This is a genomic window from Streptomyces sp. WY228, assembly GCF_019287315.1.
Lineage (GTDB): Bacteria > Actinomycetota > Actinomycetes > Streptomycetales > Streptomycetaceae > Streptomyces > Streptomyces caviscabies.
The window spans coordinates 5,988,094-6,005,505 of the sequence record NZ_CP079114.1 but is presented as its reverse complement, the minus strand read 5'-3'; the positions used below and the strand labels follow the sequence as shown (position 1 = coordinate 6,005,505).

Below are 17,412 nucleotides of genomic sequence, written 5' to 3'. Positions count from 1 at the left end.
TCGGGTGGTCCGGAAGCCCGGGCCTCAGGCCTTGGCGGGGGCCGGCGCCGGGTCGGTGACCAGGGCGCGGGCCTCGCGGCTGACCTTCGGTTCGACGAAGAACGAGGCGAAGGGGATGCAGCCCGCGGCCAGCACCCACAGGAGCTTGCCGAAGGGCCACTTCGCCTTGGAGCCGAGATCGAAGGCGAAGACGACGTAGACGATGAACAGCACGCCGTGGATCTGGGAGATCAGCATGGTGTCGCCGGTCTCGAAGCCGTACTTCGCGATGATCGCCGCGGTGAAGACGAGCAGCCAGACGGCGGTGACGTAGGCCATCACCCGATAGCGGGTGAGCACGTTCTGTTTCATGGCATCGAGCGTAACCGGGCGTCCGGGGCGATCTTCGCGCGGCCCCTCCGAGCACAAGCGCCTCCCCCGCGCGGGAAACCCGCGCTCACTCCTCCGAGAAGTCCTGGGCCGCCACCCGCAGCGGACGCAGCATGGCGAAGATCTCGGCGCACTCCTCGGAGTCGTACACCCCGAGGCCGAAGTCGACCGCGACCAGGTCCCGGGTGGCCGCCTCGACGACCTCACGGCCCTTGTCGGTGATGGCCGCCAGCGTGCCGCGGCCGTCGTTCGGGTTGGGCCGCTTGCCGACCAGACCCGACTTGACCAGCCGGTCCACGGTGTTGGTGACCGAGGTCGGGTGCACCATCAGCCGCTCGCCGATCTTGGACATCGGCAGTTCACCGGCCTTGGAGAAGGTGAGCAGCACCAGCGCCTCGTACCGGGCGAAGGTCAGCCCGTACGGCTTGACGACGGCGTCGACCTCGGCGAGCAGGATCTGCTGGGCCCGCATGATCGAGGTGATCGCCCCCATCGAGGGCACGGGCCCCCAGCGCTGCTGCCAGAGCTCGTCGGCGCGGGCGATGGGATCGAAGGGAAGGCTGAGCGGCTTCGGCACGGCACCGACCTTACCGACTGGTCACATGCCGGTCAGCCCCGTCTCGTCCTTCGGTATCGGACATCCGTCCGGGGGCTGTCCGGCGGACCTCGGCGACGAGCAGCAGCGTGCAGACGGTACCGATGATTCCGGATCCGGCGACCACCTGGTGCACGGGGAAGAACTCGGCCGCGAGCCCCGCCAGCGCCATTCCGAGGCCCTGGACGGTCATCAGTCCGGCGGTGAGCAGGGTCATGGCCCGGCCGCGCAGTTCCTGGGGCACGGCGTCGACGAACCACTGGTCGAGCCCGATGACGTACGCCGCTCCCGCCCCGGCCAGCGCGAGGGCGGCCAGAGCGAGCGGCAGCCCGGGCCGGACCACGTACACGAGGAGCGGGAGCAGGCCGGCGGCGGCGACCGGCAGGACGATCCGGGAGCGGTTACGGGGGCTGAGCGCGGAGCCCACGAACAGCTCGGCCCCGATGTGCCCGACGGCCATCGCGCAGAGCAGCAGCCCGAGCGCGGCGGGCGACGCCCCGATCGCGTCGGCGTACGGGGCGGCGAGCGCCTCCGGGGCCACCACGAACATCGCGGGCAGCCAGAACAGCAGCATCAGGGCGCGGATCCGGCGGTCGCCCAGGACCAGGCGGGCCCCGGAGAGCGACTCCTTGAGCAGGGTTCCGCCCCCGTCGCCGGTGGTGGCGCGGGCCGGGCGGTCGCGGGTGCCGAAGCGGAGGAGAGCGGCCGAGCAGAGGAAGGTCACCACGGTGACGGTGATCGCGCCGCGCGGGGAGAGCACGGTGAGCAGCACCCCTCCGGCGCCGAACCCGATGAGCATCGCGCTCTGCGAGACGATCCGCAGCAGCGAACGGCCCAGGACGTAGAGGTCGCCCTCGCCGAGGATGTCGGTGAGCGCCGCCATCCGCGTTCCGGTGAAGACGGGCGCGATCGCGGCGACCAGGCAGCGCAGGGCGAGAAGTCCGGCGACCGGGGTGGCGGGCACCAGCATCACCGCGACGCAGGCCGCGCAGAGCAGATCGCAGACGACCAGGACGCGGCGGGCCGGGTAGCGGTCGGCGACCCCGGCGAAGAGCGTGCCGCCGACGATGTACGGGAGCAGCCCCAGCGCGAAGGTCAGGGCGCTGAGCAGCGGGGAGCCGGTGAGGTCGTAGACGAGGACGGTGAGCGCCAGCTCGCTGACGACGACGCCGAGCAGCGAGAGCAGATGCGCGGCGAAGACGGCCCGGAACTCGACGACGGCGAAGACCGCGCGGTAGCCGCGCGGGGCGTCGGGGGCCGGGGCGTCGGAGTCCCGGAGCGTGGGCCCGGGGCCCGGGTCACGGTGGGCGGCACGCTCCGGGGCGGGAGCCGGGACCTGCTCCGCCGGGGCGGGCGGGGTACGGGGTGTGTCCGCCGGGGCGGGGCTGTCGGTCGGCATGGGACGAGCCTGGGGTCGGGGCGGCCCTCCTCCGTAGACTTTCGGCTCAGGACGAATGTCGACGATGCCGGGGCCCGGCGACGGAGGGAGAGGCGTGCCGTTCCAGCTGCACTTCGGCGAGAGCGATCTGCTGCGCTGCCGGTTCGCGCTGTCACCGCTGTTCGAGACCCAGGAGGCGGTGCGCACCCTCTCCCGCCCCTACCGCCACGGCTACCACCTGCCGTGGCTCCGCCGGACCCGGGAGGCGGCCGCGGCCCTGGACCTGGAGCCGCTGTGGCTGCTGATGCCGGACGCCGGCCACAACCCGGACTTCATCTGCCCGCCGCCGATCGGCCCGCTCGCCACCTTCGAGGAGGAGATAACGGCCGTCCGGGCGACCGATCCGGAGGTGGCGCGGGCCGACATGGCGCTGGCCCTGGCGGACCGGCCCGGCGGGACCGCGTCGGCGACGGGGCGACGGCTGCTGGCCGATCCGGCGCGGGCGGTCCGCGAGCTCGCCGATCTGCTGGAGCGGGCCTGGCAGGTGCTGATCGAGCCGTACTGGCCCCGACTGCGGGCCCTGCTGGAGGCGGACATCGCCCACCACTCCCGGCGGCTCGCGGACAGCGGGCTGGAGCGGCTGCTGGGTGAGCTGAGCCCCCGGCTGAGCTGGAACGGCTCGACGCTGACTCTGGCGGAGACCCGGGGCGACCACGAACGGGTGCTGGGCGGGCAGGGACTGGTGCTGATGCCGAGCGTCTTCGTCTGGCCCGAGGTGGTGGGCGGCCACGAGGAGCCGTGGCGGCCGGGGCTGATCTATCCGGCGCGGGGCATCGGCGGGCTCTGGACCCACGACGGCGACCGGACGCCCGAGGCGCTCGCCCGGCTGCTGGGCCGGGTCCGGGCCGATGTGCTGTGCGCGCTGGACGAACCGGCCGGGACCAGCGCACTGGCGCACCGGCTGGGCCTCGCCGCCTCGTCCGTGTCGGCCCATCTCTCCGTGCTGCGCGGGGCGGGGCTGCTGACCTCGCGGCGGTACGGGCACCAGGTGCTGTACGAGCGCACCCCGCTGGGGATCGCGCTGGCCGGCTCGGACTGAGGGCGCGGCCGGCGGCATCCGGCGTACGGGCGCGTCACGGACGGTGTCGCGCCACCACTCCCCGTAACCGTTATGTCACGATTGCCCTGTTTCCCGTGTCCGTGAGCCACCGCCGTCCGAGGGGTCTGGATGTCCGGCCGCAGAATCGTCCCCCGCGCTCTCCCCCGTACCGTCCGCGCCCTGGCGGTCCTCGCCCTGGCGGGCGCCCTCACCGCGGGGTGCTCGACACCGGAGCCGCGGGTCACCGGGGCCGCCGACGAGGGGAACGAACTCGTCCGGGGCGAGCCCGCCCCGAGCGCCGCCTCCCCGTACTGGGTCGACCCGAACAGCGACGCGGCCCGCCAGGTGCGCACCTGGGAGAAGCAGGGGCGCGAGGCGGAGGCGAAGATCCTGCGGCGGATCTCCGGCCGGCCGGTGGCCGACTGGCCCGCGTGGGACGACCCGGCCCCGGGGATCCGGGCCGCCGCGCGGTCCGCCGCCCGGACGAAGAAGACCATCCTGCTCGTGGCGTACAACATCCCGCACCGCGACTGCGGGCTCTACTCCGCGGGCGGCGCGAAGGACGCGGACGCCTACCGGACCTGGATCGGGGAGTTCGCCGACGCCATCGGGGACGCGCCCGCGACCGTGATCCTGGAACCGGACGCCCTCCCCCACATCACGGACGGCTGCACCCCGCCCGAGCACCACGCCGAGCGCTACCAGCTCCTCTCCGAGGCGGTGGACACGCTCAAGGCCCGGCCCGGCACCAAGGTCTACCTGGACGCCGGGAACCCGGACTGGATCGACGAGCCGGCCAAGATGGCGCAGCCGCTGCGGCAGGCGGGCATCGACCGGGCCGACGGCTTCTCGCTGAACGTCTCCAACTTCCAGTCGAACGACAGCGTGAAGACGTACGCGGCACAGCTCTCCGACGCGGTCGGCGGCGCGCACTTCGTGATCGACACCAGCCGCAACGGCAACGGCCCCCTGTCCGGGGGCCGTGAGGAGGCCTGGTGCAATCCGCCGGGCCGGGGGCTCGGCACGCCCCCGACCACCGACACCGGCGACGACCGGCTCGACGCCTATCTGTGGATCAAGCGGCCGGGCGACTCCGACGGCACCTGCCGGGGCGGCCCGCCGGCCGGCGACTGGTGGCCGGAGTACGCACTCGGCCTCGCCCGGCGCGCCGCCACCTGAGTCCTGGTCTCCGGATGACGCTCTCTCAGCTCCGGGCGAAGATCGGCTCCCAGCGCTTGGACGAGTGGTCCTTGGGCGTACGGGCGCCGCTGAGGGAGATCGTCTTCCGGCTGCCGATGCCGACCAGCACCAGCCGGTTCTCGTACTCCCCGCCGCCCGGTGCGATGTCCCAGGCGATCAGCCGCTCGTCGTCGACCCACGCCAGGAGTTCCTGGCCCCGCAGCTTGGCGACGCGCTCGCCCGTGCGGGGGTCGAGGACCTGGGTGGCGGTGGTCTTCACCCCGCCCGCGAAGCCCCCGGCGACGAGCCTGCCGTCCGGGGAGAGACCGGCCGGCGCGGACCAGAGGTCGATGTGGGCCTCCCCGGCCGGTGCGGTCACCTTCCGGCCGTCGAAGTCGCGGTAGATGACACCGGGGTCCATGTTGATGGGCTCGTACAACAGGGTGCCGTCGTGGTTGAAGCGCAGGTTCTCGCCGGAGCCGTAGCCGCCGCCCCCGCCCGCGTACGCGGGCAGCGCGTGCCACTCCGAGGCCCCCGTCGCCACGTCCACGACGGCGAACCCGGTCCGGCAGGGCACCCGCCACGGCTCGAAGTCGTCGTTCACCTGGACCTTGTGGGACCAGTAGGCGCGGTCCGGGTTCTTGTCGTACGTGGTGGCCACCAGCTTGCTGCCGTCGGGCGAGAAGTACAGGCCGCCGGCGCCCCGGTCCAGCGGGATCCAGCGGGTCACCTTCCCGGTACGGAGGTCGAGCAGCCCGATGCGGGGGGCCGGCAGTTCGCGTTCCAGGACGGCGGCGGTCCGCAGGCCGGGCGCGACGGCGAGGAAGGACCAGCGCTCGTCCGCCTCGTAGCGGCCGGTCTCCTGGTTCAGCACCGAGTAGGTGCGCTCGACGATCTCGTCGCGGTTGGGCTGGCGGACCTTCTTCGAGGTGAAGTACGCGGCGAGGACCTGGTCGCCGACGGCGATCCGGTCGCGCGGCGGGGACTGGTCGACATGGCTCTGGACGCCCCGGCCGGAGACCTCGCCGCCGGTCACCCGGATCCCCTTCGGCCCCTCGGTGTCGAGCAGCGTGGGTACGCCCACGGCCGCGGCGACGACGAGGGCCGTGGTGGCCGCGGCCGCGGCGAGGGTACGGCCCCGGCGGCGGCGCCGCTCGGCGAGCACCCGGCCGGCCAGACCGGGGCTCGGGGCCGGGACGTCGGCCGCCTGGTCGCGCAGGGAGTCACGAACAAGTTCCTCGACGTTCACGGTCGTACCTCCACGGCAGCGAGATTGCGGGACGACGGCTGCTCCGCGCCGGACCCGCCGAGGGCGGTGAGTTCGGGCGCGTGGGCGCGCAGTCGGGCCAGGGAGCGGTGGGTGGTGGACCGTACGGTGCCCACCGAGCAGCCGAGGAGGCGGGCCACGTCGGCCTCGGGCAGGTCCTCGAAGAAGCGCAGCACGAGGACGGTGCGCTGCCGGGCCGTGAGCCGGGACAGCGCCTCCCGCATCACCAGACGCAGTTCGGCGGCGCCCGGACCGTCCGTGCCGCTGCCGCGGTCGGGCGGCTCGGCGACCGTCAGCTCCCGTCTGCGCCCCTTCAGCCGCCAGCGGCTGACCTGCTGCCGGTAGAGGATCCGGCGTACGTACGCCTCGGGTTCGTCGATCCGCCCCCACCGTCCGGCGGCCTTGATCAGCGCGTTCTGCAACAGGTCCTCGCCCGCGTGGCGGTCCCCTCCGCTGAGCAGGACGGCCGTCTTCAGCAGCGCCGCCGAACGGTTGTTCACGAAATCGACGAAGCTCTCCTGGCCTGCCGCGTCCACGGTCACCTTCACTTCCCGGGCGGGCCCCCTGCCCTCCCTGACCGTACTGACGCGCGCGGGCCTCTCCCGCTATGCCTGCTCAGGCGACCTTGACCCACTTCGCCTCGGAGGGGATGCCGTCGGTGTCCGTGACGAAGAGCATGTACCAGCCGGGCGGCACCAGCGTGGGGTCGTCCGGCACGGTCACGCTCAGCTTGCCGCCGGCCTTCTTCAGGCCCAGCTCGATGGAGCGCTGCTCCACGTCGGTGGTGTGGGTGACGGCGCTCGGCCGCATCAGCCGGGCGGTGGCGATCCGGTCGGCGTCGGCGCTCTCGTACGTCACCGTCGCGCCGCGCTCGGCGTTCTCCGGGCCGTTCCCGATCACCGGGCGCTTGTCCTTGCCGCGGTGCAGGGCGGGCGGGGTGTAGACCTCCATCCGCTGCTCGAACTTGCCGAGCTTGGTGTTGTCCTTGTCGCCGTAGAGCGAGTCGGAGCCGAAGGTCGCCACCCGTCCGTCGGGCAGCAGCAGCGCCTCGGAGTGGTAGTTGCGCCCCACCGTCGGCTCGGCCGCCTCCTTGAAGGTGTTGGTCTTGGGGTCGTAGGACTGCGCCTTGAGGATGTTGCTGTCGCCGCGGCCCCGGTAGTCCTCGGATCCGCCGCTGGTGAAGACGGTGTCGTCGGGCATGATCACGCTGTTGAGGTAGCGCGTGCCCTGCGGCAGGTCGGGGCCCGCCTCGAAGGCCGGGCTGTCCTCCTTGAGGTCGATGACCGCCGTGCGGGCCGTGGACTTCTTGGACTCGCCGACCCCGCCGCCGCCCAGCACCATCACCTTCTGGTCCTGCACGGGCGGCAGCATCAGCGAGGCCGCCGTCTCCAGCTCGTCGGTGTCGGTCAGCCCGGGCACCTTGGTGAAGGTGTTCTTCTTCAGGTCCCAGATGCCGGGCTCGCGGCCCTTGTCCGCCGGGCCGTAACCGGCGTTGGCGCCCGGGTAGAAGAGCTTGCCGCCCTTGGTCAGGAAGAGCGCCGGATAGGTCGGGAAGTAGTGGAAGGGGCCCTTGGCCCACTTCTTGGTCTTCGGGTCGTAGATCTCGTTGTCGCCCGGCAGGATCGCGCCGACGTCGTCGAGGCCGGAGACGGCGAGCACCTTGCCGTCCTCCAGGCCGACGAGCGTCGGGTACCAGCGGGCCTCCTTCATCGGGTCGACCTTGATGTACTTCTCCGCCGTCGGGTCGAACTCGTAGGCGGCGCGGATCCCCTGGAAGTCCTGCTTGTCCATGGTGATCTTCTCGGCGAGGCCGTAGGAGTTGTCGGCCTCTTTGCCCTTGAGCCCGACGATCTCGTACTGGGCGGCGTCCGTCGCCACCGCCTCGGGGCCGTCCTCCACCGCCTCGACGAAGACGCGCTGCTCAGCGGCGGTCACCTTGGTCTTCCACGGCTTCATCTGGCCGCTCTTGAAGTAGTCGACCTCGAACTCGCGCTTGGCCTTGGGCACGGTGACGTCGAACTTGGCCCGGTACTCCACGCCGGAGGGCGAGCGGAAGACCGTGCCCTTCTTGAGCTTCAGCGGCTTGTCCGGGTTCTCGTTCTTGACCCGCATCCCGCCGCCGGCCCGCTTCACCTTGTCGTCGAGCACCTCGTAGCGGGCGGTGCCGCCCGCCACGAGGAGCCGCCCGTCGGGGAGCTGGGCGTGGCCGCCGCAGAAGAAGTCCTCGGGGGTGGGGATCTTCTGGAAGGTGTTCTCGGCCGGGTCCCACAGGACGGTGTCGAAGGTGCCCTCGTCGAAGTGCTTCTCGTCGTTGCCGGAGCCCGCGACGATCAGCACCTTCCCGGTGTGCAGGAGCGCCGCGTGGATGGCGTTGGTGCGGTACTCCTTCGGGATGTTCACCTGCTCCCAGGAGCCGTACTCCGCCTTGTACGCCGGCTGGTCGATCTTGTACGCGTGGTACCTGTCCTCGGCGAAGGACAGGGCCGCGGGCGCGTTCAGCCCGGCGAGCAGCACCACCGCGCCGCCGCCCAGGAGCGTCTTCCTCATCTTCTTCGAGGGCCGGTAGGCCATGGCTCAGTTCCCTCCTGCGGTGGTGGTGGCGGTGGTGCCGGCGCTCGCCGTGGTGGTAGCCGACGGGGCGGGGGCCGTGGTGGTGGTGACGTACGCGGGTTCGGGCGGCGGGGGCGCCGGTACGGGGACGGCGCGCGCGGCCTCGGCGCGCTTGTCCTGCCGGACGGTCCAGGCCCAGACGACGACCGGGGAGAGGGATATCGCCAGGCCCAGCGTCGCCCAGGTCCGCATCGCGACATGGGTGTGGTCGAGGTGGACGGACGCGGCGAGCGAGGAGAGCAGGACCGCCGCCCAGAAGAGGTGGATCCGGAAGGTGAGCAGCCGGTCCGGGGAGGCCTGGCCGCCCTTGGGGGTGACGACGAACCGGCCGTCGGTGCGCAGCACGGCCGAGCCGAGCGACTTCAGGTAGATCGGCGCGGAGAGCGCGGACATGGCCATGCCGGCGAGTCCGCCGGAGCCCTCGGGCTCGTGCGGGGAGACGTTGTGCCGGCGGTTCCAGAGGTAGAGCCCGATCTGGAGGGCGGCGGCGTCGCTGTAGAGCATCAGCCAGATGGAGGCGGCGACCTGGGTGCCGGACGCCCCGAACCAGAGGAACAGCACACAGCTCAGGACGCCGAGCAGCCAGTTGACCGCGGTCATCGGGTAGTAGACGAGCATCAGCGTGTAGCTGAGGAGCCGGCCGGGCGGCACCCGGAACAGCGCCTTGCCGTACTGCCTGAACAGCGTCTCGTACGTGCCCCGGGACCAGCGCAGCTGCTGGGTGAAGAAGTCCGTCCAGGAGGCGGGGCCCTCGCCGACGGCGAGCACGTCGGGGGTGTAGACGGAGCGCCAGTAGTGCCCGGTGCGCGGGTTGCGGCGGCGGTGGATCTCGAAGCCGGTGGCCATGTCCTCGGTGATCGAGTCGTACAGACCGCCGACCTGCCGCAGTGCGGCGATGCGCACGACGTTGTTGGTGCCGACGAACATCGGGGCGCCGTAGCGGTTGCCCGCGCGCTGGATGAGGGCGTGGAAGAGGAACTGCTGCGACTCGGCGGCCTTGGTGACGGCCGAGTCGTAGTTCCCGTAGACCTGCGGCCCGACGACGAAGGCGACGTCCGGGTCGCGGAAGTAGCCCATCATCCGTTCCAGGAAGTTGGGCATCGGTACGTGGTCGGTGTCGACGGAGGCGAAGAAGTCGTAGTCGCCGCCGTGCAGGGCGATCCAGGCGTTGTAGTTGCCGTGCTTGGTCTTCGCCTTGTGGACGCCCTTGTCGCGGTTCCACTCGGGCACCCCGCGCCGGGTGAAGTGGTGGACGCCCAGTTCGGCGCAGAGCATCCGGGCCCCGGGGTCGTCGCCCTCGTCGAGCAGCCAGACGTCCAGCGGACCGGGGTGGTTCAGCTGCACGGCGCCCTTGAGGGTGGCGCGGACCATGGAGAGCGGTTCCTTGCCGGGGACGTACGTGGTCAGGAAGGCGACCCGGGTGCCGGGTTCGGCCGTCACCGGCACGGGGTCGCGCGCGACGAGCGTGGCGTGCGCGATGGAGACCACGTTGACCAGCATGAACAGCTCGATGAGAGCGATCGACACCAGCATCACGGTGTCGGCGACGACCAGCCAGCGCTCGCCGTTCTCCCGCTCGGTCCAGTGCGTGGGCCAGACCAGGTAGAGCAGCAGGATGCCCGTGAGCACCGGGGCGAGCGTCATCAGCAGGACGGCTCTTATTCGGTGCTTCTCCGTCGAGAGCAGGCTCTTGTACCGCACCCGGTACCCCGTCGGATCCGGCTCAGTGAGCGGACCCGCGAGCCGGCTGTAGGTGTCGTAGTCGTAGCCCTCCGACCGCACCGTGCCTCCCACTGTCGAACGGGTTGATATCCCCACAGAAGGGGACAGCTAACGGCGTGTCGACTTGGCAGGTCCGAGTGAGCGGTTTTCGGTCCGGGACCGGAAAAGCCCCCGGCCGTGTGGTGCCGGGGGCTTTTCGGGTGAACGCGGGCCGGGCCCGCGCGACGGTGCGTCAGGAGGCGAGATGGCGCTCCACGGTCTCGACCTTGGAGGTCAGACCGTCGGTGACACCGGGCCGGATGTCGGCCTTCAGTACCAGGGAGACGCGGCCCGCGCGGGCCTCGACGGCGGCCACGGCGCGCTTGACGACGTCCATGACCTCGTCCCACTCCCCCTCGATGGAGGTGAACATGGCGTCGGTGCGGTTGGGGAGCCCGGATTCGCGGACGACGCGCACGGCGTCGGCGACGTACTCCCCGACGTCCTCGCCGACACCGAGCGGGGAGACCGAGAACGCGACGATCATGCGCTGACCGTGCCCTCGCGGCGGGCGCGGGCGGCGATGACGCCGTCGGCCTCGTACTGCTTGAGGAGCTTGTCGCCGTAGAGCCCGCCGAAGGGGATGACCGCGAGGAGGAAGAACAGGGCCACGCGCTTGAGGGGCCACTTGGCCTTGACCCAGACATCCAGCAGGAACAGCACGTAGATCGTGAAGAGAAGGCCGTGCAGCGCGCCGAGGGGCGGCATCAGGAAGTCGATGTCCGAGACCCGCATGAGCAGCGAGCCGAAAATGAGCAGCGCCGGGAAGGAGAGCGCCTCGGGAAGCGAGATGAGGCGCAGCCGGTGCAGGGCGGAAGCGGTCTTGATGTCCACAGGGGCACCTTCGGTGGGAGGGTCGCGAGGGCTTGTGAACCCGGGCACAAGCCGCCCCCATTGTGGCATCGCGCCGGTACGCCCCCGCCGCCGGGTTCCGCCCCGGCCGCGGGCGGGCGTATCGCCGCATATCAGGGCCGGTCCGGGTGTGCATCAGGGGAGCATCAGGGGCGTAACGGTTCCGGAGCATCTGGCCGGGGTGCGGCACGGAGGGCTAACGTCGTCGCGTGGCGATGTTCCGACTCCAAGGCAGCAAGACGCTCGCCGTCGATCTGGCCGGCGATTCCGTCAAGGCGAAGAACGGCTCGATGGTCGCGTACGACGGCCGGATGACCTTCAAGAAGATGACCGGCGGCGGTGAGGGGCTCCGCGGCATGGTGACCCGCCGGCTGACCGGCGAACAGATGACCGTGATGGAGGTGTCCGGGCAGGGCACCTGCTACTTCGCCGACCGGGCGAGCGAGATCAACCTGGTCGCGCTGCACGGCGACAAGCTGTACGTGGAGGCGAGCAATCTGCTGGCCACCGACGCCGGACTGCGCACGGGCACCACCTTCACCGGGCTGCGCGGCGGGGCGAGCGGCAACGGCCTGTTCACCACCACGGTGGAGGGCACCGGGCAGGCGGCGATCATGTCGGACGGCACGGCGGTGCTGCTGCGGGTGTCGCCGCAGTATCCGCTGACGGTGGACCCCGGCGCGTACATCGCCCACCAGGGGCGGCTCCAGCAGAGCTTCCAGTCGGGCGTGAACTTCCGGACGCTGATGGGCGAGGGCTCCGGCGAGGCGTTCCAGATCCGCTTCGAGGGCGATGGACTGGTCTACGTACAGCCGAGCGAGCGCAACACCGTCGGAGGCGATGTCTGATGCCGTTCCGGGAGATCAACTCCAAGATGGTCGAGGCCACGCTCGCCCCGGGCCAGAAGCTGTTCAGCCAGCGCGGCGCGATGCTGGCGTACCGGGGCGAGGTGTCCTTCACCCCGAACATCCAGGGCGGCCAGGGCGGCTTCGCGTCGATGATCGGCCGCCGGGTGGCGGGCGAGGCGACACCGCTGATGACGGTCGAGGGCTCGGGCACGGTGATGTTCGGCCACGGCGGCCACCACATCCAGGTGATCAACCTCTCCGGCGACACCCTGTACGTGGAGGCCGACCGGCTCCTCGCCTTCGACGGGACGCTCCAGCAGGGCACGATGTTCATGGGCTCCCAGGGCGGGGTGATGGGCATGGTGCGCGGCCAGGTGACCGGCCAGGGCCTGTTCACCACCACCCTCAAGGGACACGGCGCGGTCGCGGTGATGGCGCACGGCGGGGTGATCGAACTGCCGATCACCCCGGGCCGGGACGTCCATGTGGACCCGCAGGCCTATGTGGCCCACCACGGGGAGGTCCGGAACAAGCTGTCCACGGCGGTCGGCTGGCGGGACATGGTGGGACGGGGCTCCGGCGAGGCGTTCCAGCTGGAGCTGAGCGGCAGTGGTGCGGTGTACGTCCAGGCGTCGGAGGAGAAGCTGTGAGCACGCCCGTGGTCTTCGATCCGATGACGCTGCCGTCGGACGACAACGTCAACTCCTACACCTTCTGCGTGGAGCTCAAGGGGAGCCAGTGGTTCCTGCAGAAGGGCAAGATGATCGCCTATTACGGGCAGATCAACTTCGACGGCATCGGGCACGGCCGGTTCGAGCGGCTGGTGCGTTCCAGCTTCCATTCGCCGCTGCACGCGAGCGACTGGGTGGTGGCCGAGGGCAGCGGGAAGATGCTGCTGGCGGACCGGGCGTTCGATGTGAACTCCTTCGACCTGGACGACGGCAACCTCACCATCCGGTCCGGGAACCTGCTGGCGTACCAGCCGTCGCTGGCGCTGAAGCAGTCGATCGTGCCGGGGTTCGTGACGCTGATCGGTACGGGGAAGTTCGTGGCCGCGTCGAACGGGCCGGTGGTCTTCATGGAGCCGCCGCTGCGGGTGGATCCGCAGGCACTGGTGGGCTGGGCCGACTGCCCCTCGCCGTGCCACCACTACGACCACGGGTACATGACGGGCGTGATGGGCGGGATCCGGTCGCTCACGGGGATCGGCGGGACGTCGGGCGAGGAGCACCAGTTCGAGTTCGTCGGGGCGGGCACGGTGCTGATGCAGTCGAGCGAGGCGCTGATGGCGGAGCGGACGACGGGTGCGGTGCCCAACGAGCCGGGCGTTCCGGGCGGCGGCCACCCCGGATCCGGCCCGCGCATGCCCGGCCAGCTGGGGGACCTCCAGCGTCGCTTCGGGTTGTGAGCGGTAGTCTGCGGAGTGTGACGTCGAACGTGTGCGCCGATGGTCACACTCCCCAGATCTCCCCGATTTCGTCCGGCTTTCAACTTCTTAGGTAGAATCCATATATGGAGACCGAGACGGCCACCCGCTGGCTGAGCGACACGGAGCAGTGCGCCTGGCGCACCCACCTGGACGTCAGCAGGCTGCTGATGCACCAGCTGGAGAAAGACCTCCAGCCGTTCGGCCTGACCATGAACGACTACGAGATCCTGGTCAACCTCTCCGAGTCGGACGACCAGCGGATGCGGATGAGCGACCTCGCCGCCGCCACCCTGCAGTCCAAGAGCCGGCTCTCGCACCAGATCACCCGCATGGAGACCGCCGGTCTCGTGCGGCGTACGCACTGCGAGTCGGACCGGCGCGGACTGTTCGCGGTCCTCACCGAGCACGGCGCGGAGACTATGCGGAAGGTCGCCCCGCACCACGTCGGCTCGGTGCGGCAGCACTTCATGGACCTGCTGTCCCCCGAGGCGCTGGCCGAGCTGCACGCGGCGTTGACCCCGATCGCGGAACACCTGCGCGGCAAGCGCGGCAAGCCGTAGCGGCCGGGGCGTGTCGGGCGGATCAGGACGGGCGGGGCAGCCACAGCCGGAAGGCCGCACCGCCCTCGGCCGCCCGGTGCACCGTCAGCGTGCCGCCGTGGCGCGAGGCGACGTCCCGGGCGATGGCGAGGCCCAGACCGGCCCCGCCGTCGTCCCGGCTGCGGGCGTCGTCGAGCCGGACGAACCGCTCGAAGATCCGCTCCCGCTCCTCCTCGGGCACACCGGCCCCGTCGTCCCGGACCTCCACCCGCACACCGTGCCCGTCGGCCGCCACCGACACCGCGACACTCCCCTCGGCGTGCCGCTGGGCGTTGTCCAGCAGATTGCCGATCACCCGGGACAGCTGCCCGCGCGACCCGTTCACCTCGAACGCGCCGCCCTCCGGCACCTCCACCCGCACCGCGATCCGGTCCCCGGCCCGCTGCGACACCTCCTCCCGGACCAGTGCGCCCAGCTCCACCGTCGCGCTCCCGGGCTTCTCCCCCGCGTCCAGCCGGGCGAGCAGCAGCAGGTCCGCCGCCAGCACCTGGAGCCGTACGGTGTCGGCGACCGCGCCCGGCAGGTCCAGCAGCTCCGGGTGGGCCTCGGCCACCTCCAGCTGGGTGCGCAGCGAGGCGATCGGGGAACGCAGCTCGTGCGAGGCGTCCGCGACGAACCTCCGCTGCCGCTCCACCGACGCCTCCAGGACCGTCAGCGTCTCGTTCGTCGTCCGGGCCAGCGCCGCGATCTCGTCCCGCGAACCGGGCTCCGGCACCCGGCGGGCCAGGTCCTCGGACGCGGTGATCGCCGCCATCTCGCGGCGGATGCCCTCGACCGGCCGCAGGGCCCGACGGGTCACCAGCCAGGTCACCCCGGCGACGACGACCAGGAGCAGCGGCAGCCCGGTGAGCATGGCCCCGCGCACGGTGTTCACCGCCTCCTGCTCGGCGGCGAGCGGCGCGCCCGCGTACACGGTGAGAGTGACGCCGTCGGGGGTGGTCGCCTCGACGGCGGCGAAGCGGTAGTCGGCGGTGGTGCGGCCCACGGTGGCCGTGCCGTCGGTGAAGTCCGGGTCGTCGGAGGAGACCTCGCCCCGGCCCGGCCGGCCGCGGTCCTCGTCCCCGTCGTCGTCGGCGTCGTCGTCCCCGTCGTCATCGTCGCCCGGTGACGGGGTGGCCCCCGCCGAGGCCGAGGGCGCCGGGGTGACGCCGCTCGCGCCGGTGCCGGTGACGGCCTTCAGGTCCTTGGAGACGATGACGACCCGGTCCTCCTCGTCGGTCACCTGGACCGGGTGGTCCTCCTCGTCGTCCAGCTCCACGTCCTCGTACGGCGTGCCCGTGGCGAGCTGTCCGGCCGCCTCGCGGGCCGCCACCTCGGCCTGGAGGTCCGCCTGGTCGATCAGGTTGGCCCGCAGGACGAGGAGGACGGCGAGCCCGGCCGCGACCAGGGCGACGGCGACGACCAGGGTGGCGCCGATGGCGGCCCTGGCCCGGACGGACCTCATGCCGCCTCCAGCCGGTAGCCGGCGCCGCGCACCGTACGAATGACGGCGGCGCCCAACTTGCGGCGCAGGGTGGAGATGTAGACCTCGACGATGTTCGGGTCGCCGTCGTAGGCGAAGTCCCAGACGTGCTCCAGGATCTCCGCCTTGCTGACCACCTGCCCGGCGCGCAGGGCGAGTTGCTCCAGCACGGCGAACTCCTTGGCGGTGAGGGCGTATTCGTCCTCGCCTCGGTGGACCCGGCGGGCGGCGGTGTCGATGCGCAGGGAGCCGACGGTCAGGACGGGCGCGGCGCTTCCGGCCCCGCGCCGGCGCAGCAGGGCGCGCACCCGGGCGACGAGGACGACGTAGCTGAAGGGCTTGGTCAGATAGTCGTCGGCGCCGGTGTCCAGGCCCTCGGCCTCGTCGTACTCGCCGTCCTTGGCGGTCAGCATGAGGATCGGCACCTCGTGTCCGGCGGCGCGCAGGTTCGAGCAGACCCGGTAGCCGTTCATGCCGGGCAGCATGATGTCGAGGATCACCAGGTCGTAGCCGCCCTCGCTCGCCCGGTGCAGCCCTTCGAGCCCGTCGTGCACGACATCCACGGCGAAGCCCTCGGCGGTGAGTCCCCTGGCCAGGGACACCGCGAGGCGCTTCTCGTCCTCCACGATCAACAGGCGCATGCGCACAGCCTCGCAAACTCCACCTGAAGAAGGCTTCAGGTGGCTTCAGGTTGCGTTCAGCATCGCCCCGGCAGTGTGGAACCCGTCAACCAGCACAGCGCAGCACAGCAGCTCTCGGGGAGGAACCTCATGAAGCGCAACGTCACCATCGCAGCGATCACCGCGGCCGTTCTCATCGGCGGCACCACCGCCGCCACCGTCGCCCTCGCGGACAGCGGCGACGGCGAGCGCACGTCCACCAGGAGCGCGGGCACCGTGAGCCTCGCCGACGACGACACGTCCGGCGACCGCACGGAAGCCGCTTCCGGCGACCGGGCCCCGGCCGCCGCGAAGAGCACCCGGATCACCCTCGACCAGGCCGTCGCCGCCGCCCTGAAGAGCGTCCCCGGCACGGTCACCGAGGCCGAGCTGGACGATGACGACGACGACCACGACGGCCGGGCCGTCTGGGAGCTGGACGTCCGCGGCTCCGGCGGCACCTGGCACGACGTGACGGTGGACGCCACCACCGGCAAGGTCCTGAAGACCCGCGACGACGACAACGACGACCGCGACCGCCACGCGCCCCGCTCCGCCGCCGTCACCCTGAACCAGGCGGCGGCCGCGGCCCTGAAGACCGCGCCCGGCACGATCACGTCGATCGACCTGGACGACGATGACGATGACGACGACAACGGCGGCCGGGGCGACGTCCTGCGCTGGGACGTCGACATCACGGGCAAGGACGGCAGGCAGCACGAACTGCGCGTCGACGCGAAGACCGGCAAGGTCACCGTGGACCGCGACGACGACGGCGACGACCAGGACGACCGCGCGGACGACCGGAACGACGACCGGGACGACCGCGGCGACGACCGGGACGGCGACGACGACTGACCCAGCGCCCGTGAGCGCGGCAGGGGCCCCGTACCGCAGCTGCGGTACGGGGCTACCGCGCCGCCGACGCCCGACCGTTGCGCACCGTTTCCCGGCCCGTCCGGGAGGGTTCACGCACGGCGTTCCTCACCCGAGAGCGTGTTCACGCCAATCACGAATCAGGCATGACCCCTCTTCTCGCGCCACCAGCGCACCTGTGCCCGAGCCCGACCGGCCCACCGTCGCGATCAAGCCGTAGCCCGCGTTCCGCGTTAGTCCGATCCGCTCTCGGACCAAGCATCACCTCGAACATATTCATGATCTACACACAGGTGATGCACCATGCGCACACAAGCGCGAAGACTTGTCACAACCGTCCTCACTCTGGCGCTGCTGGCCGTTTCGGGCACCGCCCCCTCCTGGGCCTCCCCACGGGACCGACCGCCCTCCGCCTCCTCGGCCGTCACA

Annotated in this window: 18 protein-coding genes; 7 read left to right on the top strand and 11 right to left on the bottom strand. The window is 71.5% G+C overall.

Annotation, left to right across the window (positions count from 1 at the left end):
• Window positions 1-24: 24 nt before the first annotated feature.
• The 3 genes from KV381_RS26400 to KV381_RS26390 form a co-directional block, all read right to left on the bottom strand.
• Window positions 25-351, bottom strand: a complete 327-nt coding sequence (locus KV381_RS26400) for a DUF3817 domain-containing protein (RefSeq protein ID WP_030079230.1) — start codon at window positions 349-351, stop codon at window positions 25-27.
• Window positions 352-436: 85 nt separating this feature from the next.
• Window positions 437-946, bottom strand: a complete 510-nt coding sequence (locus tag KV381_RS26395; RefSeq protein WP_030079231.1) for a MarR family winged helix-turn-helix transcriptional regulator — start codon at window positions 944-946, stop codon at window positions 437-439.
• A 10-nt stretch (window positions 947-956) separates the two neighbouring features.
• A complete protein-coding gene (locus KV381_RS26390; RefSeq protein WP_098025709.1) occupies window positions 957-2,363 on the bottom strand; it encodes an MFS transporter in 1,407 nt (468 codons plus the stop codon).
• A 94-nt stretch (window positions 2,364-2,457) separates the two neighbouring features.
• On the opposite strand from KV381_RS26390, the gene KV381_RS26385 reads away from it, so the two are divergent.
• Together KV381_RS26385 and KV381_RS26380 are read left to right on the top strand one after the other, a co-directional pair.
• Complete coding sequence (locus KV381_RS26385; protein WP_098025708.1) at window positions 2,458-3,441, top strand: DUF5937 family protein; 984 nt, start codon at window positions 2,458-2,460, stop codon at window positions 3,439-3,441.
• A gap of 129 nt (window positions 3,442-3,570) precedes the next feature.
• Window positions 3,571-4,620: a glycoside hydrolase family 6 protein gene (locus tag KV381_RS26380; protein ID WP_030626339.1), complete on the top strand. Its 1,050-nt coding sequence runs from the start codon at window positions 3,571-3,573 to the stop codon at window positions 4,618-4,620.
• A gap of 25 nt (window positions 4,621-4,645) precedes the next feature.
• Here KV381_RS26380 and KV381_RS26375 read toward each other — a convergent pair whose 3' ends face one another.
• The 6 genes from KV381_RS26375 to KV381_RS26350 all read right to left on the bottom strand — a co-directional run bounded on the left by KV381_RS26375 (window position 4,646) and on the right by KV381_RS26350 (window position 11,092).
• Window positions 4,646-5,869: a hypothetical protein gene (locus KV381_RS26375; RefSeq protein ID WP_218786559.1), complete on the bottom strand. Its 1,224-nt coding sequence runs from the start codon at window positions 5,867-5,869 to the stop codon at window positions 4,646-4,648.
• A complete protein-coding gene (locus KV381_RS26370; RefSeq protein ID WP_030079242.1) occupies window positions 5,866-6,423 on the bottom strand; it encodes a SigE family RNA polymerase sigma factor in 558 nt (185 codons plus the stop codon). The genes KV381_RS26375 and KV381_RS26370 overlap by 4 nt, the downstream gene beginning before the upstream one ends.
• 79 nt (window positions 6,424-6,502) lie before the next feature.
• Entirely contained in the window at window positions 6,503-8,458 is a 1,956-nt protein-coding gene (locus tag KV381_RS26365; RefSeq protein ID WP_030079244.1) for a galactose oxidase-like domain-containing protein, read from the bottom strand.
• A 3-nt stretch (window positions 8,459-8,461) separates the two neighbouring features.
• Window positions 8,462-10,279 carry a glycosyltransferase family 2 protein gene (locus KV381_RS26360; RefSeq protein WP_181008074.1) on the bottom strand — a complete coding sequence of 606 codons (1,818 nt, stop codon included), beginning with the start codon at window positions 10,277-10,279 and terminating at the stop codon, window positions 8,462-8,464.
• Window positions 10,280-10,451: 172 nt separating this feature from the next.
• A complete protein-coding gene (locus KV381_RS26355; protein WP_030079249.1) occupies window positions 10,452-10,745 on the bottom strand; it encodes an MTH1187 family thiamine-binding protein in 294 nt (97 codons plus the stop codon).
• A complete protein-coding gene (locus KV381_RS26350; RefSeq protein WP_030079251.1) occupies window positions 10,742-11,092 on the bottom strand; it encodes a DUF3817 domain-containing protein in 351 nt (116 codons plus the stop codon). Before KV381_RS26350 ends, KV381_RS26355 begins: the two co-directional genes overlap by 4 nt.
• Before the next feature lie 233 nt (window positions 11,093-11,325).
• Between KV381_RS26350 and KV381_RS26345 the strand changes: the two genes are divergently transcribed.
• The 4 genes from KV381_RS26345 (at window position 11,326) to KV381_RS26330 (ending at window position 13,947) form a co-directional block, all read left to right on the top strand.
• Window positions 11,326-11,958 (top strand): AIM24 family protein, encoded by a 633-nt coding sequence (locus tag KV381_RS26345; protein WP_030626321.1) that lies wholly within the window; start codon window positions 11,326-11,328, stop codon window positions 11,956-11,958.
• Complete coding sequence (locus tag KV381_RS26340) at window positions 11,958-12,608, top strand: AIM24 family protein (RefSeq protein WP_030079255.1); 651 nt, start codon at window positions 11,958-11,960, stop codon at window positions 12,606-12,608. Before KV381_RS26345 ends, KV381_RS26340 begins: the two co-directional genes overlap by 1 nt.
• Window positions 12,605-13,366, top strand: coding sequence for an AIM24 family protein (locus tag KV381_RS26335; protein WP_030079256.1), 762 nt, complete (start codon window positions 12,605-12,607; stop codon window positions 13,364-13,366). The genes KV381_RS26340 and KV381_RS26335 overlap by 4 nt, the downstream gene beginning before the upstream one ends.
• Window positions 13,367-13,470: 104 nt before the next feature.
• Window positions 13,471-13,947 carry a MarR family winged helix-turn-helix transcriptional regulator gene (locus KV381_RS26330; RefSeq protein ID WP_030626319.1) on the top strand — a complete coding sequence of 159 codons (477 nt, stop codon included), beginning with the start codon at window positions 13,471-13,473 and terminating at the stop codon, window positions 13,945-13,947.
• Between the two features lie 22 nt (window positions 13,948-13,969).
• Here KV381_RS26330 and KV381_RS26325 read toward each other — a convergent pair whose 3' ends face one another.
• Both KV381_RS26325 and KV381_RS26320 read right to left on the bottom strand, forming a co-directional pair.
• Window positions 13,970-15,430, bottom strand: a complete 1,461-nt coding sequence (locus KV381_RS26325) for a sensor histidine kinase (RefSeq protein ID WP_218786558.1) — start codon at window positions 15,428-15,430, stop codon at window positions 13,970-13,972.
• Window positions 15,427-16,089, bottom strand: coding sequence for a response regulator transcription factor (locus KV381_RS26320; RefSeq protein ID WP_030079262.1), 663 nt, complete (start codon window positions 16,087-16,089; stop codon window positions 15,427-15,429). Before KV381_RS26320 ends, KV381_RS26325 begins: the two co-directional genes overlap by 4 nt.
• Window positions 16,090-16,218: 129 nt before the next feature.
• On the opposite strand from KV381_RS26320, the gene KV381_RS26315 reads away from it, so the two are divergent.
• Window positions 16,219-16,965, top strand: coding sequence for a PepSY domain-containing protein (locus KV381_RS26315; RefSeq protein WP_218786557.1), 747 nt, complete (start codon window positions 16,219-16,221; stop codon window positions 16,963-16,965).
• Window positions 16,966-17,412: the final 447 nt, after the last annotated feature.

What these genes read in the sequence shown, in the direction of transcription:
- KV381_RS26340 (WP_030079255.1), top strand. Translation starts at nt 11,958, where the DNA reads ATGCCGTTCCGGGAGATCAACTCCAAGATGGTCGAGGCCACGCTCGCC.
- KV381_RS26320 (WP_030079262.1), bottom strand. Translation starts at nt 16,089, where the DNA reads ATGCGCCTGTTGATCGTGGAGGACGAGAAGCGCCTCGCGGTGTCCCTG.
- KV381_RS26315 (WP_218786557.1), top strand. Translation starts at nt 16,219, where the DNA reads ATGAAGCGCAACGTCACCATCGCAGCGATCACCGCGGCCGTTCTCATC.
- KV381_RS26330 (WP_030626319.1), top strand. Translation starts at nt 13,471, where the DNA reads ATGGAGACCGAGACGGCCACCCGCTGGCTGAGCGACACGGAGCAGTGC.
- KV381_RS26345 (WP_030626321.1), top strand. Translation starts at nt 11,326, where the DNA reads ATGTTCCGACTCCAAGGCAGCAAGACGCTCGCCGTCGATCTGGCCGGC.
- KV381_RS26325 (WP_218786558.1), bottom strand. Translation starts at nt 15,430, where the DNA reads ATGAGGTCCGTCCGGGCCAGGGCCGCCATCGGCGCCACCCTGGTCGTC.
- KV381_RS26365 (WP_030079244.1), bottom strand. Translation starts at nt 8,458, where the DNA reads ATGGCCTACCGGCCCTCGAAGAAGATGAGGAAGACGCTCCTGGGCGGC.
- KV381_RS26380 (WP_030626339.1), top strand. Translation starts at nt 3,571, where the DNA reads ATGTCCGGCCGCAGAATCGTCCCCCGCGCTCTCCCCCGTACCGTCCGC.
- KV381_RS26390 (WP_098025709.1), bottom strand. Translation starts at nt 2,363, where the DNA reads ATGCCGACCGACAGCCCCGCCCCGGCGGACACACCCCGTACCCCGCCC.
- KV381_RS26400 (WP_030079230.1), bottom strand. Translation starts at nt 351, where the DNA reads ATGAAACAGAACGTGCTCACCCGCTATCGGGTGATGGCCTACGTCACC.
- KV381_RS26355 (WP_030079249.1), bottom strand. Translation starts at nt 10,745, where the DNA reads ATGATCGTCGCGTTCTCGGTCTCCCCGCTCGGTGTCGGCGAGGACGTC.